The 18,755-nt window shown below is 59.9% G+C and carries 19 protein-coding genes; 12 read left to right on the forward strand and 7 right to left on the reverse strand.

What is annotated here, in order from left to right:
* Positions 1 to 54 precede the first annotated feature (54 nt).
* The 5 genes from ACZRJ6_RS17320 to ACZRJ6_RS17340 all read left to right on the forward strand — a co-directional run bounded on the left by ACZRJ6_RS17320 (position 55) and on the right by ACZRJ6_RS17340 (position 5,221).
* Positions 55 to 1,677 (forward strand): MFS transporter, encoded by a 1,623-nt coding sequence (locus ACZRJ6_RS17320; RefSeq protein ID WP_463969365.1) that lies wholly within the window; start codon positions 55 to 57, stop codon positions 1,675 to 1,677.
* A 164-nt stretch (positions 1,678 to 1,841) separates the two neighbouring features.
* A complete protein-coding gene (locus ACZRJ6_RS17325) occupies positions 1,842 to 3,791 on the forward strand; it encodes a DNA topoisomerase III (RefSeq protein ID WP_463969364.1) in 1,950 nt (649 codons plus the stop codon).
* A 133-nt stretch (positions 3,792 to 3,924) separates the two neighbouring features.
* On the forward strand, positions 3,925 to 4,365 hold the full coding sequence (locus ACZRJ6_RS17330; protein ID WP_463969363.1) for a CBS domain-containing protein: 441 nt from the start codon (positions 3,925 to 3,927) through the stop codon (positions 4,363 to 4,365).
* 139 nt (positions 4,366 to 4,504) lie between these two features.
* Positions 4,505 to 4,810, forward strand: a complete 306-nt coding sequence (locus tag ACZRJ6_RS17335; protein WP_463969362.1) for a hypothetical protein — start codon at positions 4,505 to 4,507, stop codon at positions 4,808 to 4,810.
* Positions 4,811 to 4,891: 81 nt separating this feature from the next.
* Positions 4,892 to 5,221 carry a hypothetical protein gene (locus ACZRJ6_RS17340; protein ID WP_463969361.1) on the forward strand — a complete coding sequence of 110 codons (330 nt, stop codon included), beginning with the start codon at positions 4,892 to 4,894 and terminating at the stop codon, positions 5,219 to 5,221.
* 63 nt (positions 5,222 to 5,284) lie between these two features.
* Here ACZRJ6_RS17340 and ACZRJ6_RS17345 read toward each other — a convergent pair whose 3' ends face one another.
* Complete coding sequence (locus ACZRJ6_RS17345; protein ID WP_133100410.1) at positions 5,285 to 6,190, reverse strand: LysR substrate-binding domain-containing protein; 906 nt, start codon at positions 6,188 to 6,190, stop codon at positions 5,285 to 5,287.
* A 133-nt stretch (positions 6,191 to 6,323) separates the two neighbouring features.
* Here ACZRJ6_RS17345 and ACZRJ6_RS17350 point away from each other — a divergent pair, with 133 nt between their 5' ends.
* Genes ACZRJ6_RS17350 through ACZRJ6_RS17360 form a run of 3 tightly spaced genes read left to right on the forward strand, consistent with a single transcriptional unit; the run spans position 6,324 to position 8,915 of the window.
* Positions 6,324 to 7,022: a CoA transferase subunit A gene (locus ACZRJ6_RS17350; RefSeq protein WP_463969360.1), complete on the forward strand. Its 699-nt coding sequence runs from the start codon at positions 6,324 to 6,326 to the stop codon at positions 7,020 to 7,022.
* 34 nt (positions 7,023 to 7,056) lie between these two features.
* The gene (locus ACZRJ6_RS17355; RefSeq protein WP_133100412.1) at positions 7,057 to 7,722 is read left to right on the forward strand and encodes a CoA transferase subunit B; all 666 of its coding nucleotides are present in this window, start codon (positions 7,057 to 7,059) and stop codon (positions 7,720 to 7,722) included.
* Positions 7,723 to 7,733: 11 nt separating this feature from the next.
* Positions 7,734 to 8,915 carry an acetyl-CoA C-acetyltransferase gene (locus tag ACZRJ6_RS17360; protein ID WP_463969359.1) on the forward strand — a complete coding sequence of 394 codons (1,182 nt, stop codon included), beginning with the start codon at positions 7,734 to 7,736 and terminating at the stop codon, positions 8,913 to 8,915.
* A 134-nt stretch (positions 8,916 to 9,049) separates the two neighbouring features.
* Here the strand turns inward: ACZRJ6_RS17360 and ACZRJ6_RS17365 are convergent, their stop codons facing one another.
* Entirely contained in the window at positions 9,050 to 9,469 is a 420-nt protein-coding gene (locus ACZRJ6_RS17365) for a PaaI family thioesterase (RefSeq protein WP_463969358.1), read from the reverse strand.
* Between the two features lie 157 nt (positions 9,470 to 9,626).
* Here ACZRJ6_RS17365 and ACZRJ6_RS17370 point away from each other — a divergent pair, with 157 nt between their 5' ends.
* Positions 9,627 to 10,406 (forward strand): DUF4349 domain-containing protein, encoded by a 780-nt coding sequence (locus tag ACZRJ6_RS17370; protein WP_463969357.1) that lies wholly within the window; start codon positions 9,627 to 9,629, stop codon positions 10,404 to 10,406.
* Positions 10,407 to 10,437: 31 nt separating this feature from the next.
* Here ACZRJ6_RS17370 and ACZRJ6_RS17375 read toward each other — a convergent pair whose 3' ends face one another.
* Positions 10,438 to 11,523 (reverse strand): DUF1615 domain-containing protein, encoded by a 1,086-nt coding sequence (locus tag ACZRJ6_RS17375; protein ID WP_463969356.1) that lies wholly within the window; start codon positions 11,521 to 11,523, stop codon positions 10,438 to 10,440.
* Between the two features lie 160 nt (positions 11,524 to 11,683).
* On the opposite strand from ACZRJ6_RS17375, the gene ACZRJ6_RS17380 reads away from it, so the two are divergent.
* Positions 11,684 to 12,298 carry a LysE family translocator gene (locus ACZRJ6_RS17380; RefSeq protein WP_463969355.1) on the forward strand — a complete coding sequence of 205 codons (615 nt, stop codon included), beginning with the start codon at positions 11,684 to 11,686 and terminating at the stop codon, positions 12,296 to 12,298.
* Positions 12,299 to 12,349: 51 nt separating this feature from the next.
* On the opposite strand, the gene hemB is transcribed toward ACZRJ6_RS17380, so the two are convergent.
* Both hemB and ACZRJ6_RS17390 read right to left on the reverse strand, forming a co-directional pair.
* Positions 12,350 to 13,324 (reverse strand): porphobilinogen synthase, encoded by a 975-nt coding sequence (gene hemB, locus ACZRJ6_RS17385; RefSeq protein WP_149413104.1) that lies wholly within the window; start codon positions 13,322 to 13,324, stop codon positions 12,350 to 12,352.
* Positions 13,325 to 13,519: 195 nt separating this feature from the next.
* Positions 13,520 to 14,362 carry a PhzF family phenazine biosynthesis protein gene (locus ACZRJ6_RS17390; RefSeq protein ID WP_463969354.1) on the reverse strand — a complete coding sequence of 281 codons (843 nt, stop codon included), beginning with the start codon at positions 14,360 to 14,362 and terminating at the stop codon, positions 13,520 to 13,522.
* A gap of 301 nt (positions 14,363 to 14,663) precedes the next feature.
* Here ACZRJ6_RS17390 and ACZRJ6_RS17395 point away from each other — a divergent pair, with 301 nt between their 5' ends.
* A complete protein-coding gene (locus ACZRJ6_RS17395) occupies positions 14,664 to 15,365 on the forward strand; it encodes a histidine phosphatase family protein (protein ID WP_463969353.1) in 702 nt (233 codons plus the stop codon).
* A 95-nt stretch (positions 15,366 to 15,460) separates the two neighbouring features.
* Entirely contained in the window at positions 15,461 to 16,516 is a 1,056-nt protein-coding gene (locus ACZRJ6_RS17400) for a permease (RefSeq protein ID WP_463969352.1), read from the forward strand.
* Here the strand turns inward: ACZRJ6_RS17400 and mnmH are convergent.
* Both mnmH and selD read right to left on the reverse strand, forming a co-directional pair.
* On the reverse strand, positions 16,513 to 17,616 hold the full coding sequence (gene mnmH / locus ACZRJ6_RS17405; RefSeq protein WP_463969351.1) for a tRNA 2-selenouridine(34) synthase MnmH: 1,104 nt from the start codon (positions 17,614 to 17,616) through the stop codon (positions 16,513 to 16,515). The genes ACZRJ6_RS17400 and mnmH overlap by 4 nt on opposite strands.
* The gene (selD, locus tag ACZRJ6_RS17410; protein WP_463969350.1) at positions 17,616 to 18,650 is read right to left on the reverse strand and encodes a selenide, water dikinase SelD; all 1,035 of its coding nucleotides are present in this window, start codon (positions 18,648 to 18,650) and stop codon (positions 17,616 to 17,618) included. The genes mnmH and selD overlap by 1 nt, the downstream gene beginning before the upstream one ends.
* Positions 18,651 to 18,755: the final 105 nt, after the last annotated feature.

Consider the following 18,755-nt stretch of genomic DNA (forward strand, 5'->3'; position numbering starts at 1 on the left):
CGACACAGCGTCGACAGTGGAACAACAATAAATAATCACTGTGAGGGATACCCAATGTCAGAGCATGCTCAACCCCTGGACTCCGCGATCAGCGCGAGAACCAGCAACGAAACCAAAAAAGTCATCTTCGCCTCGTCCCTGGGGACCGTGTTCGAGTGGTATGACTTTTTCCTCTATGGCGCCCTGGCGGCGGTGATCAGCAAGCAGTTCTTTGCCGGAGTCAACGACACTACGGCGTTTATCTTTGCCCTGATGGCCTTTGCGGCCGGCTTTGTCGTGCGACCGTTCGGCGCGCTGGTATTTGGCCGCCTCGGCGACATGATCGGGCGCAAGTACACATTCCTTGTCACCATCATCCTGATGGGTGTGGCGACCTTTTGTGTCGGCCTGCTGCCAACCTATTCGAGCATCGGCATCGCCGCACCGATAATCCTGGTGGTGCTGCGTATGCTCCAGGGCCTGGCCCTGGGTGGTGAATACGGCGGCGCCGCGACCTACGTCGCCGAGCACGCTCCGGCCGACAAGCGCGGGTTCCACACCAGTTGGATTCAATCCACCGCTACCCTCGGCCTGCTGTTGTCGCTGCTGGTGGTGCTGGCGTGCCGTTATTTCACCGGTGACCAATTCGAAGTCTGGGGCTGGCGTCTGCCGTTCCTGCTGTCGATCGTGCTGCTGGGGATTTCCACCTGGATTCGCATGAGCCTGCACGAGTCGCCAGCGTTCCTGAAAATGAAAGAGGAAGGCAAGGCTAGCAAGGCGCCGATCCGCGAGTCCTTCGGCAAGTGGGAAAACCTCAAGGTGGTGCTGATCGCCCTGTTCAGCATCAACGCTGGCCAAGCTGTGACCTTCTACGCCGCGCAATTCTACGTGCTGTTCTTCCTCACCCAGTTCCTGAAGATGGACCCGGCCCTGGCCAATATGCTGCTGATCATCAGCGTGGTGATCGGTGCGCCGTTCTTTATCTTCTTCGGCTGGCTGTCTGACAAGGTCGGGCGCAAACCGGTACTGATGGTCGGCCTGCTGCTGGCTACCGTGCTGTACTTCCCGATCTTCAAGAGCCTGGCCCACTACACCAACCCGGCCATGGACCAGGCCAGCCAACAGGCACCGATCACCGTGCTGGCGGACCCGGCCACCTGCACCTTCCAGTTCGACCCGGTAGGCAAGGCACGTTTTGACAGCCCATGCGACAAGATCAAGACCTTCCTGGTCAAACAGGGCCTGCCTTACAACAGCGCCGCCGCTCCGGCGGGCAGCACAGCCCAGGTGAGTGTGGGCGAGGTGCGTATCGACGGCTTCGACGAAGCGGCCCTGCGTGGCGCCGTGACCCTGGCAGGCTACCCATCCTCGGCGGATGTGGCGCAGGTCAACAAAACCATGGTGGTGGTGCTGATCGTCGCCCTGATCCTGATCGCCGCCATGTGCTACGGCCCGCTGGCAGCGCTGATGGTGGAGCTGTTCCCGACACGCATCCGCTACACCTCGATGTCCTTGCCGTATCACATCGGCAACGGCTGGTTCGGGGGCTTCCTGCCGACGGTGTCGTTTGCGCTGGTGGTGTACACCGGCGATATCTTCTATGGCCTGTGGTACCCGGTAGTAATTACTGGGGTGAGTTTGATCGTCGGGCTGATTTTCCTGAAAGAAACGAAGAATGTGGACATAGATAATAATTGAGCCTCAAGCGGTAAGCTTCAAGCGGCAAGTAAGAGCGAGTCGGCTTTTACTTGCAGCTTGAAGCTTGAAGCTTTTAGCTGTACATCCATCCAGATAAAGGTTGCTCAAATCCCTTCCATTGCCCATCCTGCTCCCCATTCAACTTCGTAACGAATGTGGTGACCATGCGGCTGTTCCTCTGTGAAAAACCGTCCCAGGCCAAGGATATCGCTGCCGTGCTCGGCGCCAGCCGCCGTGGTGACGGTTGCTGGCTGGGTGCCGGGGTCACAGTGACCTGGTGCATCGGCCACCTGCTGGAAACCGCTCCGCCCGATGCCTACGACGCCCGCTACAAGCGCTGGGTACTGACCGACCTGCCCATCGTCCCGGAAAAATGGAAGATGCTGGTCAAGCCCAGGACCGCCAGCCAGTTCAAGGTGGTCAAGCGCCTGCTGGGGGAAGCCCAGGAACTGGTAATTGCCACCGACGCCGACCGTGAAGGCGAGATGATTGCCCGGGAGCTGGTTGAGCACTGCCGTTATCGCGGGCCAATCCAGCGGCTGTGGCTATCGGCACTGGACGACGCCTCGATCCGCAAGGCCCTGGCGGTCCTCAAGCCCGGCGCCGAAACCTTCAGCCTCTACCACTCGGCCCTCGGACGTTCGCGGGCCGATTGGCTGATCGGCATGAATATGAGCCGTCTGTTCACCCTGCTGGGCCGCCAGTCCGGCTACCAGGGCGTATTGCCAGTCGGCCGCGTGCAAACCCCCACCCTGCGCCTGGTGGTGGACCGCGACCGCAGCATCGCCGACTTCGTGCCGGTGGCCTATTGGGCCATCGATGTCGAGCTGCGACATGACTCGATCACTTTCACCGCCCAATGGCGCGCCACCGAAGACGCCTGTGACGATCAGGGCCGCTGCCTCAATCCGCAGCTGGCGCAACAGGCCGCGACGGCAATGAGCAACGCCGCCAGCGCGCGGTTGATCAAGTTGCGTACCGAACGCATGCGCGAAGTGGCACCCCTGCTCTTCGACCTTGGCACCTTGCAGGAAATCTGCTCGAAAAAACTCGGCCTCGGCGCCCAGGAAACCCTGGATATCGCCCAATCCCTTTACGAAACCCATAAGGTCATCACCTACCCGCGCAGTGACTGCGGCTACCTGCCCGTCAGCCAGCACGGCGATGCGCCAAAGATTCTGGCGGCGCTGGGCCGGGCCGATCCGGCAGTCAACGCACTGATGCCACACATGGATGCCCAGCGGCGCTCCCGGGCCTGGAACGATGCCAAGGTCAGCGCCCACCACGGCATCATCCCCACAGGCGCGGGAAAGGACCTCGGCCAACTGACCGGCAAGCATCGCGCGGTCTACACCCTGATTCGCGCACGCTACCTGGCGCAGTTTCTGCCCAACCACGAGTACGACCGCACCCAGGCAGATTTCGACTGCGCGGGCGAAGCCTTGCGGGCGGTGGGCAAAGTTATCGTCGAGCCAGGCTGGAAACGGGCCTTGCCCGAAGCCCTGGCACCGAGCAAAGGCCGCGAGGCGCCCGCACCACAGCCCTTGCCGGCACTGATACAAGGTCGGGACTACGCGGTGGCGAAGGTCAACCTGAAAGACCTGTGGACCCAGCCGCCGAAGCCCTTCACCGAAGGCGACCTGATCAAGGCGATGAAGAACGTCGCCAAGCTGGTGGAAGACCCGTTGCTCAAGCAGAAACTCAAGGACACCACCGGCATCGGCACTGAAGCGACCCGGGCCGGGATCATCCAGGGTTTGCTGGATAGGGGTTATCTGGTGAAAAACGGCAAGGCCCTGTCCGCGACACCCGCGGCGTTCAGCCTGATTGATGCCGTACCACGGGCAATTGCCGACCCCGGCACCACGGCCATTTGGGAGCAGGCGCTGGACATGGTGCAAAGCGGTGAAATGAGCCTGGAAGAATTCGTCTCCAAGCAGGCCGCGTGGATGAGCAAGCAGGTCAGCCGTTGCAGCGGGTTGAGCCTGACTATCAGCGGTCCGGCCAGCCCCGCGGGAAGTGGCGCCACACCCTGGAAAAACAAACGCAAGCCCGCCAAACGCAAGACCACCGCCAGCCCGAAACGCGCGGCAAAACCGGCAAACAAGACGTGAACAGGGAAAAAGTCCTGCCAATGACGTTTTTCGACGGGATATACACCGCTTTAGACCTTGCTCAGTCGTGGACCGTCTAGGATTCTGTAGGGATCGCTGACTTCCCAACAACAACACCACCGGAGTGGCCGCCATGAAGACCGTTGCACAAGTGCTCAAATCCAAAGAACAGAAAAACCAGGCAGTCCATACCATCAAGTCACACCAGACAGTGATGGAGGCTCTGATTCTGATGGCGGCAAAAAACGTCGGTGCCTTGCCGGTCGTTGATGAAGGCAAGGTTATCGGCGTCATCAGCGAGCGTGATTACGCGCGCAAACTGATTCTCAAGGGTCGATCCTCTGCCACGACAGCGGTCAGCGAAATCATGAGTTCACCGGTAATTACCGTCGACATTCACCAAAGCGTCGAGAAGTGCATGAACATCATGACCGACAGTCACCTGCGCCATTTGCCGGTGGTGGAAGATGGGAAGTTGCTGGGCCTGCTGTCCATCGGCGACCTGGTCAAGGAAGCGATTGCCGAACAGGCCGACCTGATCAAGCAGCTGGAGCAGTACATTCGCGGCGAGTGACAGCCATAAGTACCTACAGTCGTCCTCGACGCTGCTGGTGGAACGCTTGGGATAGCGAAAGCACTCGACCCACCCGCACAAAAAATGACGCTCAAGTCACAACTTCCTGCTTTCCCCTGCCTCCGCAACGATTTATGTAGTGATCAAAAATAATCACTACATAATCGTTGACGTAACCTTTTTGTCCTTGCATGATTCAGTTGTCTCCCGGATCGGGAGCGTTGGTAACAAGCGTTTTGAACAAGCTCGTCTGACCGCCGAGCTGTTTTTCCCGGATGTGCACTGCCCACAAGGCAGATTGATGAAGCTGACTGGCCCGAAAGGATCGGTACAAGGAGCTAAAACGCTGCTTGTCTTCGTTATGAAAGCATTGCGTAGCAGTTCATCAGCAAGACTACATGCATCAGGTTCAAGACCCTGCCCGTATTCGGCAGCCCGTCGCTGACGCCCGGTTTTCGGAACCGGAGACAACTAAACAGTGTTAACGAATCAATTGAAGATCGCCAACTGGTCAAGGGGCTTACACATGAATCTGAACAACCAACCAACTATTAATGAATTGGCTGAGATGTTCGCAGCGCAGAAAGACACACTCGACGACCATATCCTGTGGATTGGTAAATCGGGTCAGGTCCATATTGACTGCCTGGCGCCCCATACCGTGGAAGAAGAGTTCGACAAGAATAACCGTGAGCTGGCAGCGCGCCTGAAGATGTACCGCCGTGGCCAGGGTTATGTCGGCAAGAAGGCTGCCGCCGACCGCGGCTTTATCGAGCAGGTTTTCCATACGCTGAACAGCGAATGGCAGGCCCTGAAAGACAACTCGCAAGTTCGAGTAATCGATAAATACTGCTAATTGATAGCAACTAATAACTTAAGCCTGCTCGCTAAACCGAGCAGGCTTTTTTATTGCTGATTTTTATAACTGGGCCGGAAACCGTCCCTTCCCCGCCTCATCGCGAAAAATATCAAACAATGCCTGGGCTGCTGCCGAGAGTTCATGGCCGGGCTTGGTCAATACGCCAATGGGTCGTTCGATCACCGGATCGCGCAAGGTAATGCAATGGGCGCCCGCCTCCTGCATTTGCCGGGCACACAACGCCGGTACTGCGCTGACACCCAGGCCACTGGCGACCATTTTTCCCACCGTCGCCAGTTGATGACTTTCCAGCGCCACTGGCAATTTCATACCCAAGGCTCCCAGGTGTTCCTCCAGCATCACCCGCACCGTTGAAGGGCGTTGCAGGGTAATGAAGGGTTGCTCCAGCAGGCTTTTCCAGTCGATCTCGGCCATTTGCGTCAACGGTGAATCAGCGGGCACTACGGCGATAAAACGGTCCAGGTACAACGGTGTAAATCCCAGTGACGAGCTTTGTGGCGGTTCGAAGGCGACCCCTAGTTCCACTTGGCGATCACGGACCATTTCCAGCACCTGCTCGTTGATCACGTCATTGACCGTGACATTGACCTGGGGAAAACGCGCACGAAATATCTTCAGGATCGGCGGCAGCAGGTTACCGGCAAATGACGGCATCGCCGCCACTGTCACCCGCCCACGCTGCAGGGTGAAACGCTGGCGCAGTTCGTCCTCGGCGTTATCCCAATCAGCAATCAAGCGCCGAGCCAGGGGCAAGAGGGATTCACCTTCCGGGGTCAGCGCGACATTACGGGTATTGCGGCTGAACAGGCGCCCGCCCAGGCCCTCCTCCAGGCCTTTGATGGTCAGGCTCAGCGCCGACTGGGAAAGGTGCAGGCGCTCGCAGGCGGCAGCAAAACTCAAGCTCTGGGCCACGGCAAGAAAGGCCCGCATCTGTTTAACTGTCATGAGACTACTCCGGACCGTCGGCGACTATGCTGTTTTTTAAATCAATCAACCTTAAAAAACAACTTAACAAATCAATCCCACGGCGCAACACTCGGGGCATATGGCTGACCCACAAACAATAAAAGAGGTGCATATGGCAGGTTTCGATAAACGCGTGGCGTCCTATGAGGAAGCGCTGGCAGGTCTTGAAGACGGCATGACTGTACTCTCCGGCGGTTTCGGCCTGTGCGGCATCCCGGAAAACCTCATCGCCGAGATCAAGCGCAAAGGCACCCGCGACCTGACTGTGGTCTCCAACAACTGCGGCGTCGATGGTTTCGGCCTGGGCGTGCTGCTGGAAGGTAAGCAGATCAGCAAGGTCGTCGCCTCCTACGTCGGTGAAAATGCCCTGTTCGAGAAGCAACTGCTCAGCGGCGAAATCGAGGTAGTGCTCACCCCCCAAGGCACCCTGGCAGAAAAGCTGCGTGCAGGCGGCGCCGGCATCCCGGCCTTCTTCACTGCAACCGGCGTCGGCACCCCGGTTGCCGAAGGCAAGGAAATCCGCGAATTCAATGGTCGCCCTTACCTGATGGAAGAATCCATCACCGGCGACTTCGCCATCGTCAAAGGCTGGAAAGCCGACCACTTCGGTAACGTGATCTACCGCCACACGGCGCAGAACTTCAACCCGCTGGCCGCCACCGCCGGCAAGATCACCGTGGTCGAAGTCGAGGAAATCGTCGAACCGGGCGAGCTGGACCCGGCGCAGATCCACACCCCTGGCATCTACGTCGATAGGATCATTTGCGGCACCTTCGAGAAGCGCATCGAACAGCGCACCGTGCGCAAGTGACCTTTATCCAGCCCAAATAATAAGGAGACAACACATGGCTCTTACCCGCGAACAAATGGCTCAACGCGTCGCCCGCGAAATGCAGGACGGTTTTTACGTGAACCTGGGCATCGGCATCCCGACCCTGGTGGCCAACTACATCCCCGAAGGCATGGAAGTGATGCTGCAGTCGGAAAACGGCCTGCTTGGCATGGGCGCGTTTCCTACTGAAGAAACCATCGATGCCGACATGATTAATGCTGGCAAACAAACCGTTACTGCCCGTATCGGCGCTTCGATTTTTTCCTCGGCCGAGTCCTTCGCGATGATTCGCGGTGGGCATATCGACCTGACGGTATTGGGCGCCTTTGAGGTCGACGTCGAAGGAAACATCGCCTCTTGGATGATCCCCGGTAAGCTGGTCAAGGGTATGGGCGGCGCCATGGACCTGGTGGCCGGTGCAGAAAACATCATCGTCACCATGACCCACGCCTCCAAAGACGGCGAGTCGAAACTGCTGAGCCGTTGCAGCCTGCCGCTGACCGGTGCCAATTGCATAAAGCGCGTGCTGACGGACCTGGCCTACCTGGAAATCGAAAATGGCGCATTTGTCCTCAAGGAACGCGCACCTGGCGTCAGCGTTGAAGAGATTGTCAGCAAGACCGCCGGTAAACTGATCGTCCCGGACCATGTTCCAGAAATGCAGTTCGCTGCGCAGTGAGGAAAGATTCCATGCAAGACGTCGTCATTGTTGCTGCCACACGCACCGCCGTGGGCAGTTTCCAGGGCTCGCTGGCCAACATCCCAGCGCCGGAACTGGGGGCTGCGGTGATCCGCCGCCTGCTGGAGCAGACCGGCCTGGATCCCGCGCTGGTGGATGAAGTGATCCTCGGCCAGGTGCTGACCGCAGGCAGCGGCCAGAACCCGGCGCGCCAGGCCTCGATCCTCGCCGGCCTGCCCCACGCCGTACCCGCGCTGACCTTGAACAAGGTCTGCGGCTCGGGCCTCAAGGCCCTGCATCTTGGCGCGCAAGCCATTCGCTGCGGTGACGCCGAGGTGATCATCGCTGGCGGCATGGAAAACATGAGCCTGGCGCCCTACGTCCTGCCAGCCGCCCGCACCGGCCTGCGCATGGGCCACGCCAAGATGATCGACAGCATGATCACCGACGGCCTGTGGGATGCGTTCAACGACTACCACATGGGCATCACCGCCGAGAACCTGGTGGACAAGTACGGCATCAGCCGTGAAGCCCAGGACGCTTTCGCCGCCGCCTCCCAGCAAAAAGCCACTGCCGCCATCGAGGCCGGGCGATTTGTTGATGAGATCACGCCGATCCTGATTCCCCAGCGCAAGGGCGACCCGGTTGCCTTCGCCGTGGACGAACAGCCTCGCGCCGGTACCACCGCCGAATCCCTGGGCAAGCTCAAGCCGGCCTTCAAGAAAGACGGCAGCGTTACCGCTGGCAACTCCTCCAGCCTCAACGACGGCGCCGCTGCCGTGCTGCTGATGAGTGCCGACAAGGCCAAAACCCTCGGCTTGCCGGTGCTGGCGCGTATCGCCAGCTACGCCAATGCCGGCGTAGACCCGGCAATCATGGGTATTGGCCCGGTTTCGGCCACCCGCCGCTGCCTGGACAAGGCCGGCTGGCAGTTGAGCGACCTGGACCTGATCGAAGCCAACGAAGCCTTCGCCGCCCAGTCGCTGGCGGTGGGCAAAGAGCTGGAATGGGATACAGCGAAGGTCAACGTCAACGGCGGCGCGATTGCCATCGGTCACCCGATTGGTGCGTCAGGCTGCCGAGTGCTGGTGACCTTGCTACACGAAATGATCAAGCGTGATGCCAAGAAAGGTCTGGCGACCCTGTGCATCGGCGGTGGCCAAGGCGTAGCACTGGCCCTCGAACGCAGCTGACTCAAAGAGCACCATGGAACAGGCCCGGCTCCACGAAAAGCCGGGCCTTTTCTTTGCCTGGATTTACCCGGTACTTGCCACACGTCGCGTGCCCTGCGCTATTCACGTAGCTGTCGAGCTTTAGCGAGGCGGTGTCAGGAGCAACTCGGTACCTGCGGCACCGCAAACACCGCACTGGCCCGCACCACCACCTTCTCCCCTACCTGCAAGCTCACTGTGGCAAAAGCCATCTGCCGGCCGCGCTTGTGGTGCTCCAGTCGGACCTCGATCCACTCCCCCACCTGTACCGAACCCAGGTAGTCCAGGGTCATGCTGGCAGTGATCAGTGGCAATGGTGGCTCACTGGAAAACGCCATCGCGTAGCCCATGCCGACATCCGCCAGGGTTGCCAATACGCCGCCGTGGACGGTGCCGCGCCCGTTGGCGTGGCGGTTGTCGGCACGCAGGCCGAGTTCCAGTTGCAGGCCTTCGCCGCGACAGTACACCGGGCCCAACAAATCCAGAAGAGGGCTGCTGCGCGATAAGGAGATAAATCCTTCGGGGACACGGGTCATGGCAGGTGCGTCCTGGAGTGAGACTTGAGGTGTAACCCGGCCCATCCGTCGAGACCAGCAAGATCAGCGCGACAAATCCCGGGCGATGCTTTGCGTTAATCCTGCAGACCCGCTTTAATCGCTCTCGACCTTATCTTGCACACTCAAAGGAACTGCAATGCGCCACCTGGAAGGCAGATTCACCGCGCTGATGTTGTTGACGGCCCTGGCCCTCACCGGCTGCTCACCCAAGGATCATTCTGAAGCCACGGTGATCAATGGCGAACAAGGCCGCGCAGGTGCGCAATTGGCCTATGAACATGAATTGAGCCTGTCCTTGCCCGTCGCCGTGCTGGTGCCGCGCATGCAGGCCACCCGCGAAGCCTGCGAATCGGCACGTTTCGGTGCCTGCAATATCCTGCGTATTGAAGAGAACAGCGACGGTGGCACGATTGTGCTGCGTATCGCCCCCACCGGGGTCGAGCCGATGGTGGCCATGGCCGCCGAAGGTGGGCAACGCGGGCAACGGATCACCAGCGCCGAGGACTTGGCCGATGCCGTAGCTAACAACCGCCGCGGTCAGGAACGCTTGCAGGCACAGCAACAGCGCCTTGATGCATTGGCTGCGCGCAAGGACATCACCGTGGGCGACCTGATTGCCTTGACCAAGGAGCAGGCGAACATCGAGAACGCGTTGCAGGAACTGGCCCAGGTTGCCGCCGGCCACCAGCGGCGGCTGGACACCAACCGCGTGACCCTGAACTTCCGGCCATCCGATGGCACGCAACAACAGTCGCGCTTGAGCCGGATGTTCAGCAACCTTGGGGACAATCTGGTGGACGGCACCGCCGATGCCCTGGAACGGTCGAGCTACGTGCTGCCGTTCGTGATCCTGGCGTTCCCGGTGTTGTGGCTGTGGGTCTGGTTGTGGCGCAAGCTCGTGAAGCGCCGTCACTGAGCGTCGTCGTAGCAAGTTGGGCTGGGCCGTGTCAGCGCTTCATGCAGCGCTGATAGCGATCATCCACCCGTTTGGCAAACCAGGCCGTGGTCAGGTTGCGGGTGATCTTCGGGCTTTTCAGCACGATGCCCGGCAAAATCGCCCGAGGCAGCGGTTTGCCTTCGGCCTTCTCGGCCAGGGCAAACACGCGTTGATACAGGGTGGTGTCTTCGAAATCCAGTCGGTCACCCTGCTCCAACTGGCTGCGAATACTCGGGTTACGCATGTCCAGGGACTTGCCCAGTGAGCGCACCGCCAATTCCGTGGTGCCCGGCAGGATCGAGCCATAGCGGATCAAATCCCCATCCAGTGCCAGACTCTTCCCCGAAGCGCGACTGACAGCTGCCTGGAACGCGGCGTTGCGGCTGGCATACCAACCGGCGTTGAAATCGGCGAAGCGGTACAGCGGCTGATCGTAGCTCACCGGGTAGCCCAGCAAGTGGGCAATGCCAAAATACATACCGCCACGACGGGTGAACACTTCCCGGCGAATAGTGCCATCCACCGTGTAGGGATAACCCCGAGCCTGCTTCTCGGCGAAGGCAATGCTCACCTGCATCGGGCCTGCGGTATGCACCGGATTGAAACTGCCAAACAGCGTGCGCCCCAAGGGTACGACACTGATGAAATCATCAAAGATAGCGCTCAGATCCTTTTCCGTGCGCGCGGCACTCAAGCGTTCGGCATAGGATTTGCCCGTCGGCGAGCGCAATTGCAGTGCACCACGCACCAGCACAGCGGGCACATGCACCTTGGCCGCACGCCGCAGAATTTCATCCTGGGCAATCTTGCCCATGCCCGGCACTGGCGGGTCGACCTGATAGGTGGACTCCTGTTCGGTCACCGCCAATACCGCGCAGATATTCTCGGTGCTGGGGTAGATTTTCTGGGTATCGAACGCGGTATAGATGTCCTGGGCCCAGCCAGCGCGGTCCGGGACTTTCGCCGGCAGCAACCGCACGATCTGCGCCTTGACCTCGGCTTCGCTGCGCTCAGGCTGTTGCGCTGTACGTTGGCTGGAGCAGCCGGCCAACACCAGCAATGTGGTCAAGCAGAGGATCAGGCGGTGGGAATACATGGGGCTTCCTTGGGCAGCGACAGTCCAGTCATGGCAGATATCGACAGGCAAGTTTAACGCGGGTTCGCCGACCGGCTTGAAGGATCTCTCTGTAGTCGCCATCGCCACCGGAACATGACAGGATCAGGCTCTCACCATTCCAACAAGGAGTTTGAATGCCATGCTCAGCCTGAACTTCCTCATTACCTGCCTGATTGTCGTGCTGATCCCCGGCACCGGCGTGATTTTCACTATTTCCACAGGCCTGACGGCTGGCAAGCGTGCCAGCATCTTCGCGGCGCTGGGCTGCACCGCTGGAATCGTCCCGCACCTCCTGGCATCGGTATTGGGGCTGTCCGCCCTGCTGCACACCAGTGCATTGGCATTCGAGGCGTTGAAGTTCGCCGGGGCGGCTTATCTGTTGTACCTGGCCTACGCGACGTGGCGCGATCGCTCGGCGTTTGCCATGAACGACACTCCAACGGTTTCCAGCGCCCGCAGCCTGATGGTCAGAGGCTGCCTGCTGAATATCCTCAACCCGAAGCTGACCATTTTTTTCCTGGCATTCCTGCCACAATTCGTCAGCCCAGGCAGCACCGCACCAGCCGTGCAAATGCTGATGTTGAGCAGTGTGTTCATGGCAATGACGTTTGCGGTGTTTGTGATTTATGGCCTGCTGGCCAATGTTTTCCGCCGTGGCGTGATCGAATCGCCACGGGTGCAGAATTGGCTGCGCCGCAGCTTTGCCGCAACGTTTGCAGGATTGGGGTTGAATCTGGCGTTTGCGCAGCGGTAAGGCTACTTCCCTGTAGGCGCTGGCTTGCTCCTACAGAGGATTGGGGTTGGATCAGATCCCGGCCAACGCCAGATCCATCGCAAAGTAGGTAAAGATCAAATCCGCCCCGGCCCGCTTGATCGAGCCCAGGGTTTCCCGAACGATCCGCGCTTCATCAATGGCTCCAGCCTGGGCGCCGAACTTGATCATCGCGTATTCGCCGCTGACCTGATACGCCGCCACCGGCAAGCGCGAGGCTTCGCGGATGTCACGGATGATGTCCAGGTATGCGCCGGCCGGCTTGACCATCAGTGCGTCGGCGCCTTCCTGTTCGTCCAGCAGGGATTCGCGCACGGCTTCGCGGCGGTTCATCGGGTTCATCTGGTAGCTTTTACGATCGCCCTTGAGCGCGCTGCCGCCGGCTTCGCGGAACGGGCCGTAAAGCGCCGAGGCAAATTTGGTGGAATAGGCCATGATCGGGATATGGCTAAAACCAGCCTCATCCAGGGCCCGGCGAATGGCCTGGACCTGACCGTCCATGGCCGCCGAGGGCGCGATCACATCGGCACCGGCGCGGGCGGCGGCCACGGCTTGCTTGCCAAGGTTGACCAGGGTGCGGTCGTTGTCCACTTCACTGCCGTGCATCACGCCGCAGTGGCCGTGATCGGTGTATTCACAGAAGCAGGTATCGGACATGACGATCATTTCCGGCACCGCATCCTTGGCGATAGCGGACATGCGCGAGACCAGGCCGCGCTCGTTCCAGGTGTCGCTGCCGCTGGCGTCCAAGTGATGGGAAACGCCGAAGGTCATCACCGATTTGATCCCGGCACGGGCGTAACGCTCGATTTCGCCCGCCAGTTTCGATTCAGGGATGCGCATCACGCCGGGCATGCTGGTGATGGGCACGAAATCGTCGATTTCTTCTTCGACGAAAATCGGCAGTACCAAGTCGTTAAGGGTGAATTCGGTTTCCTGGAACAGGCTGCGCAACTCAGGGGAACGGCGCAGGCGACGGGGACGGGCTTCGGGGAACTGGCTAGACATTGGTTTTCCTACAATTTTCTACAAGAAGGGCCAACGCATGTGGCGAGGCAGATAGCTTAATAGGGCGAAAGCTTATGCCCGGTTTGACCGAAAACACAAACACCGCATCCATAACGGTGCCTTTGCGTTTGCGTAATAATGGCTTTTGCGACTATGCCCGGGACAAACAAAAGGCACGCTGGCGGCGAATAACCGTTAAAGGGTCAACCGCCCCTCAATACACACCGAGACCGCGCCGCCAATCCATATCTCGTCGCCTTGCTGTTCCACGCGGATTCGCCCGGCGCGGCCCATGGCCGTGCCCTGGCTGACCACATAGCGGCTCGGCGCCAGGCCCTCACCCAACAGCCATTGGGCGACGCCAGCGTTGAGACTACCGGTCGCCGGGTCTTCCGGGGCGCCGTCGCCAGCAATGAAGGCGCGGACTTCGAACTGCGCTTCGTCGCCGTCCCGATCCGGGTTCCACGGGGCGATCACGCCTACCGCCAGCCCCTGCAGTTGCGAATAGTCCGGACGCAAGCCCAACACCTCCTCACGATCAGCCAACATTACCGCCAGCCAGCCTGCACCGTTGTCGGCCCACTGGGTACGCACGATGGCACCCGGTTCAAGGCTCAAGGCCAGGCGAACACGCTCCACCAACTCGGCCTCGACCGGACCGGATCGCAACAGCGGTGGTGCAATAAACGCCAGTTCGTCACCTTGACGACGGATACGCACCAGGCCGATTTCGCACTCCTGGATGATCTCCTCACCCATAGGCTTGCCACCGGCACGCAGCCAAGCATGACAACTGCCCAGGGTTGGGTGCCCGGCGAAGGGCAATTCCTGCAGCGTGGTGAAAATTCGCACACGATAGTCGGCACGTGGGTCACGGGGTTTGAGCAGGAAGGTGGTTTCGCTGAGGTTGGTCCACTTGGCGAAGTCGGCCATCTGCTGGTCGCTGAGGCTGTCGGCGCCCAGCACCACGGCCAGTGGATTGCCTTTGAGGGGCTGGGAACTGAAAACGTCCAGTTGCTTGAAATCGAAGGAAGGCATGGGGCTGCACTCAAATGGAGATTAGGCTGTTGGAATATTCAGGTCAGCGGTTTATCGCATGGGTCATTGGGAACGATGATAATCATCTGGCGGGCAACCTGCACCGGTCTTCAATTCGCAACATCTGCTGACTATTATCCCTTGGAACCGAACGAAAACGCGTGAGTACACTCTTAAGTGCGCTCAACCCACTGAAGGGAGACCCGCCGCCACACCGACACGAAACACCGCACGACGCTGGATGCGTCGTTGGGGCCTGGCTTGTCCGCCTTAATCCGATGCACTGAAGACTCGAACCATAATGAAGATCAAGCCTCTGTGCCTTGCCAAACGCCTTAAACGATATTCATACACCATGTTGCCGCTGCTACTGGTAGGCGGAGCGCTGGTTCTGACCCTGGAAGCCCGAGAAAGCCGTGCCCAGCAAGTGGACGGCGTGCAGACCCTGGTGTTCCTGCGCCACGGCGAAAAACCCGCCGGCGGCCTGGGCCAGCTCAATTGCCAGGGCCTCAACCGCGCCATGAACCTGGCCACCGTGCTGCCAGAAAAATTCGGCAACGCCAACTTTGTGTTCGCCGCCAACCCGACGCGCAATGTCGAAGAAGGCGAACTAGACAACTCCTACAGCTACATTCGCCCGCTGATGACCATCAGCCCCAGCGCCATCAAGCTCGGTTTGCCAGTGAACATCAAGTTCTCGGCCAACGACACCAGCGCCCTGGCCGATGAACTGGTGGAGGACAAGTACCACAACTCGATCATCTACACTGCCTGGTCCCACGGCTATCTGCCGGAGTTGATCAACAAGGTGGCGAGCGAAGCGGTCGGTGAAAAGCACACCATCACCGATGACTGGTCCGGCAGCGATTTCGATACCCTGTATGTGCTGACCCTGACCTGGCACAACGGCAAGGCCACCTTGCTCAGTCGCAACTACAAGCAGGGCCTGGATAATGGCCTGAAGACTTGCCCGGATGCTACGCAGGTCAGTGCTGATACCTGAATGCACTGAATCTGTGGCGAGCGGGCTTGCTTGCTCGCCACAAGAGCCACACGGAGTATGATGCGCCGCTATCGACTCATCTGCGGAATCCCAACATGTCCAACCTCACCTCTACCAGCCTCGCCCGGGGCTGGTCCTTCTGGTGGAAGCCTGCGCTTTTTCTGCTGGTGGCCTGTGTCGGCCTCTACTACGTAAAGTGGTCGCCCTACTACTTCAAGGCGTTTGTGGCTGCGGATAACCACAGCATTGGCGCCTCAATTCTCAACGACGAGCAAAGTGCACCACTGGCGGCAGCGCTGGCCTATGCCAAGGTGTATTTCCTGGCCATCTGGAAAGCTGCCGTCCTGGCCGTGATTCTCGGCTCGTTGCTGCAAGTGCTGATCCCCCGGGACTGGCTATTGCGTCTGTTTGGCCGTGCCGGGCTGGGTTCAACCCTGCGCGGTGGGCTATTCGCCTTGCCGGGGATGATGTGCAGTTGCTGCGCCGCACCGGTGGCCGCAGGCATGCGTCGGCAACAAGTGTCAGTGGGCGCCGCGCTGGCGTTCTGGATTGCCAACCCGGTACTTAACCCGGCAACGCTGGTGTTCATGGGCTTCGTGCTGGGTTGGGGGTTTACTGCCTTGCGACTGGTGGCGGGGATTGTGCTGGTGGTCGGTGTGTCCCTGGTGGCGCAGCGTATCGCCCGTCCTGATCAGGTACCCGAAGCGGCGCTGGACGCCGTGGCCGAAGTCAGCACCACCGACAACCAACCGTTCCTGACCCGCTGGCTGCGCACCTTGTGGCAGTTGTTCTGGAGCACTATTCCGGTCTATATCCTGGCGGTGTTGCTGCTGGGTGCGGCGCGGGTCTGGCTGTTTCCCCACGTCGACGGGGCGATGGCTGACAGCCTGTGGTGGCTGGTGCCTCTGGCGATTGTCGGCACGCTGTTCGTAATACCAACAGCGGCGGAAATCCCTATCGTCCAAACCATGATGACCTTGGGGATGGGCACCGGCCCTGCAGTGGCCTTGCTGATGACCCTGCCGAGCGTGAGCCTGCCGTCGCTGTTGATGCTGCGCAAGGATTTCGATGCGCGAGTGCTGGTGACGGTGGCAGGGCTGACCATGCTCATGGGCGTGCTGTGTGGTTTGATCGGGGCCTTCATTCTCTAAACTGACCGAACAGCCCGCTCGCGCAAATACTCCAATACGGCCACCTGTTCCCCGGAGAACTCGATTCGTACGCCTTTGCCTTCACGCTGGAAGGCGTACATCGGGTCGTAATACTCTCGCAACAAGCCTTCGATCCAGCCCCGATGCAGGTCTACGGCACCGCTGCGCGCCTGTTCCGCCAGGGCGTCCTGCATGATCGCCTGCAACCGTTGAAACCGCTCGCCGCCCAAGCGTTTATGGATGTTACCCAAGCTTTGGGTTAGACGCTCGGCAAATAGCCGGTAACCCGTTTCGCCAAATACCTCGATGAATTCAGCACACAAGTCGATCACATAATCGCGCAGGATTCGTTCGACCCGGCCTTCAACGCTGTCTTCCAGCCACACCAAGGGAAAGGCTTGCATACCTTTATGCAAGGTCAATGGCAGGGCACAACTGCCGATCATGCGGCTTTCGTCCTCTACCACGAACTGTTCGATGCCAAGCGCACGTTTTTTCAGCAGGTCGACCGCCAGGCGATTCTCAAAATCGATGTTGGAGGGCTGCGTCGTGGCGCGCTTGCCAAAGCTGGAACCACGGTGATTGGCGTGGCCCTCAAGGTCCAGGGCATTGTTCAATTGACCGAGCACTTCGGTTTTGCCGGTGCCGGTCATGCCGCCCAGCAAAACGAAATCACACTGGGTGGTGGCCTGCTCGACGGTGTCGAGCAGGAACGTGCGCATAGCCTTGTAGCCACCCCCGACCCGGGGATAATCGATTCCCGCCTCACTTTTCAACCATTGCTGGACGATCTGCGAGCGCAGCCCGCCGCGAAAGCAGTACAGATAACCGTCAGGGTTGGCGCGGGCGAACTGCGCCCACTGCTCGATACGTTCGGCCTTGATCGTCCCGGACACCAACTCATGCCCGAGCACAATCGCCGCCTGCTGGCCCTGCTGTTTGTAACAAGTGCCCACGCGCTGACGTTCATCGTCGTTCATCAGCGGCAGGTTGATCACCCCTGGGAACGCGCCCTTGACGAACTCTACCGGCGCACGGGTATCCATCATTGGCCGGTCGTTGAGAAAGATGTCGCGGTAATCGGTGATGTCGATGGGCATCAAAACACCTCTACCGCGTTGGTCTGTCGCTCAACCAGTTGACCAATCGGCTCCAGGTTCAAGCCCAACTCAGCCGCTACTGCCAGGAACTCGGCATCACCCTCGGGCGTAACCGCTACCAACAGGCCGCCACTGGTTTGCGGGTCGCACAACACACGCTTGTGCAATTCAGTCATGCGCCCCAGTTTGCTGGCGTAGCTGTCGAAGTTGCGCAAGGTACCGCCGGGCACGCAGCCCTGCTCCAGGTAGTACTCGACCCCTGGCAGGCGTGGGACTTTTTCATACTCGATGCGCGCGGTCACACCGCTGCCGTCGGCCATTTCCACCAGGTGGCCCAACAGGCCGAAACCGGTGACATCGGTCATTGCTGTGACGCCAGACAACTTGCCAAAACGGCTGCCAGGCTTATTGAGGGTGCACATCCAATCCCGCGCCAGGCCGATGTCGGTTTCCCGCAGTTTGCCCTTTTTTTCCGCCGTGGTGAGGATGCCGATGCCCAAGGGCTTGGTCAGGTACAACTGGCAGCCGGCGGTGGCGGTGTCGTTGCGCTTCATATGGCGCTTTTCCACTAGCCCGGTAACGGCAAGACCGAAGATCGGCTCCGGGGAGTCGATGGAGTGACCACCGGCCAGGGGAATGCCAGCAGCGTCACACACCGAGCGGCCACCGCGAATCACCTCACGGGCAATCTCCGGGGCCAGTACGTTGACCGGCCAGCCGAGAATGGCGATGGCCATCAACGGGTCGCCGCCCATGGCGTAGATATCGCTGATAGCGTTGGTGGCGGCGATGCGGCCGAAGTCGAAGGGATCATCGACAATCGGCATAAAGAAATCAGTGGTGGAGACCACGCCACGTTCGTCGTCGATGGCGTAAACCGCCGCGTCGTCGCGGGAGGCGTTGCCTACCCAGAGCTTGGGATCAAGGTTCTGCGCGCCGCTGCCGGCAAGAATCACTTCCAGTACTTGGGGGGAAATTTTGCAACCACAACCCGCACCGTGGCTGTACTGGGTCAGGCGAATCGGCTCGTTCATGGTTTACCTCCGGACATCAAGGTGACGGATTCTAACAGAGCCGTCCGGCAAACCTGTGTTCTTGGTGTCAGACAGCAAAAAGGCCAGCCGCGCTGATCAGAGCGC

The sequence above is a fragment of the Pseudomonas sp. C321 genome (assembly GCF_055407105.1).

Excerpts from the sequence above, each read along its gene's own strand:
- ACZRJ6_RS17320 (WP_463969365.1), top strand. The coding sequence starts at position 55 with ATGTCAGAGCATGCTCAACCCCTGGACTCCGCGATCAGCGCGAGAACC.
- ACZRJ6_RS17325 (WP_463969364.1), top strand. The coding sequence starts at position 1,842 with ATGCGGCTGTTCCTCTGTGAAAAACCGTCCCAGGCCAAGGATATCGCT.
- ACZRJ6_RS17330 (WP_463969363.1), top strand. The coding sequence starts at position 3,925 with ATGAAGACCGTTGCACAAGTGCTCAAATCCAAAGAACAGAAAAACCAG.
- ACZRJ6_RS17340 (WP_463969361.1), top strand. The coding sequence starts at position 4,892 with ATGAATCTGAACAACCAACCAACTATTAATGAATTGGCTGAGATGTTC.
- ACZRJ6_RS17345 (WP_133100410.1), bottom strand. The coding sequence starts at position 6,190 with ATGACAGTTAAACAGATGCGGGCCTTTCTTGCCGTGGCCCAGAGCTTG.
- ACZRJ6_RS17350 (WP_463969360.1), top strand. The coding sequence starts at position 6,324 with ATGGCAGGTTTCGATAAACGCGTGGCGTCCTATGAGGAAGCGCTGGCA.
- ACZRJ6_RS17355 (WP_133100412.1), top strand. The coding sequence starts at position 7,057 with ATGGCTCTTACCCGCGAACAAATGGCTCAACGCGTCGCCCGCGAAATG.
- ACZRJ6_RS17360 (WP_463969359.1), top strand. The coding sequence starts at position 7,734 with ATGCAAGACGTCGTCATTGTTGCTGCCACACGCACCGCCGTGGGCAGT.
- ACZRJ6_RS17365 (WP_463969358.1), bottom strand. The coding sequence starts at position 9,469 with ATGACCCGTGTCCCCGAAGGATTTATCTCCTTATCGCGCAGCAGCCCT.
- ACZRJ6_RS17370 (WP_463969357.1), top strand. The coding sequence starts at position 9,627 with ATGCGCCACCTGGAAGGCAGATTCACCGCGCTGATGTTGTTGACGGCC.
- ACZRJ6_RS17375 (WP_463969356.1), bottom strand. The coding sequence starts at position 11,523 with ATGTATTCCCACCGCCTGATCCTCTGCTTGACCACATTGCTGGTGTTG.
- ACZRJ6_RS17380 (WP_463969355.1), top strand. The coding sequence starts at position 11,684 with ATGCTCAGCCTGAACTTCCTCATTACCTGCCTGATTGTCGTGCTGATC.
- hemB (WP_149413104.1), bottom strand. The coding sequence starts at position 13,324 with ATGTCTAGCCAGTTCCCCGAAGCCCGTCCCCGTCGCCTGCGCCGTTCC.
- ACZRJ6_RS17390 (WP_463969354.1), bottom strand. The coding sequence starts at position 14,362 with ATGCCTTCCTTCGATTTCAAGCAACTGGACGTTTTCAGTTCCCAGCCC.
- ACZRJ6_RS17395 (WP_463969353.1), top strand. The coding sequence starts at position 14,664 with ATGAAGATCAAGCCTCTGTGCCTTGCCAAACGCCTTAAACGATATTCA.
- ACZRJ6_RS17400 (WP_463969352.1), top strand. The coding sequence starts at position 15,461 with ATGTCCAACCTCACCTCTACCAGCCTCGCCCGGGGCTGGTCCTTCTGG.
- mnmH (WP_463969351.1), bottom strand. The coding sequence starts at position 17,616 with ATGCCCATCGACATCACCGATTACCGCGACATCTTTCTCAACGACCGG.
- selD (WP_463969350.1), bottom strand. The coding sequence starts at position 18,650 with ATGAACGAGCCGATTCGCCTGACCCAGTACAGCCACGGTGCGGGTTGT.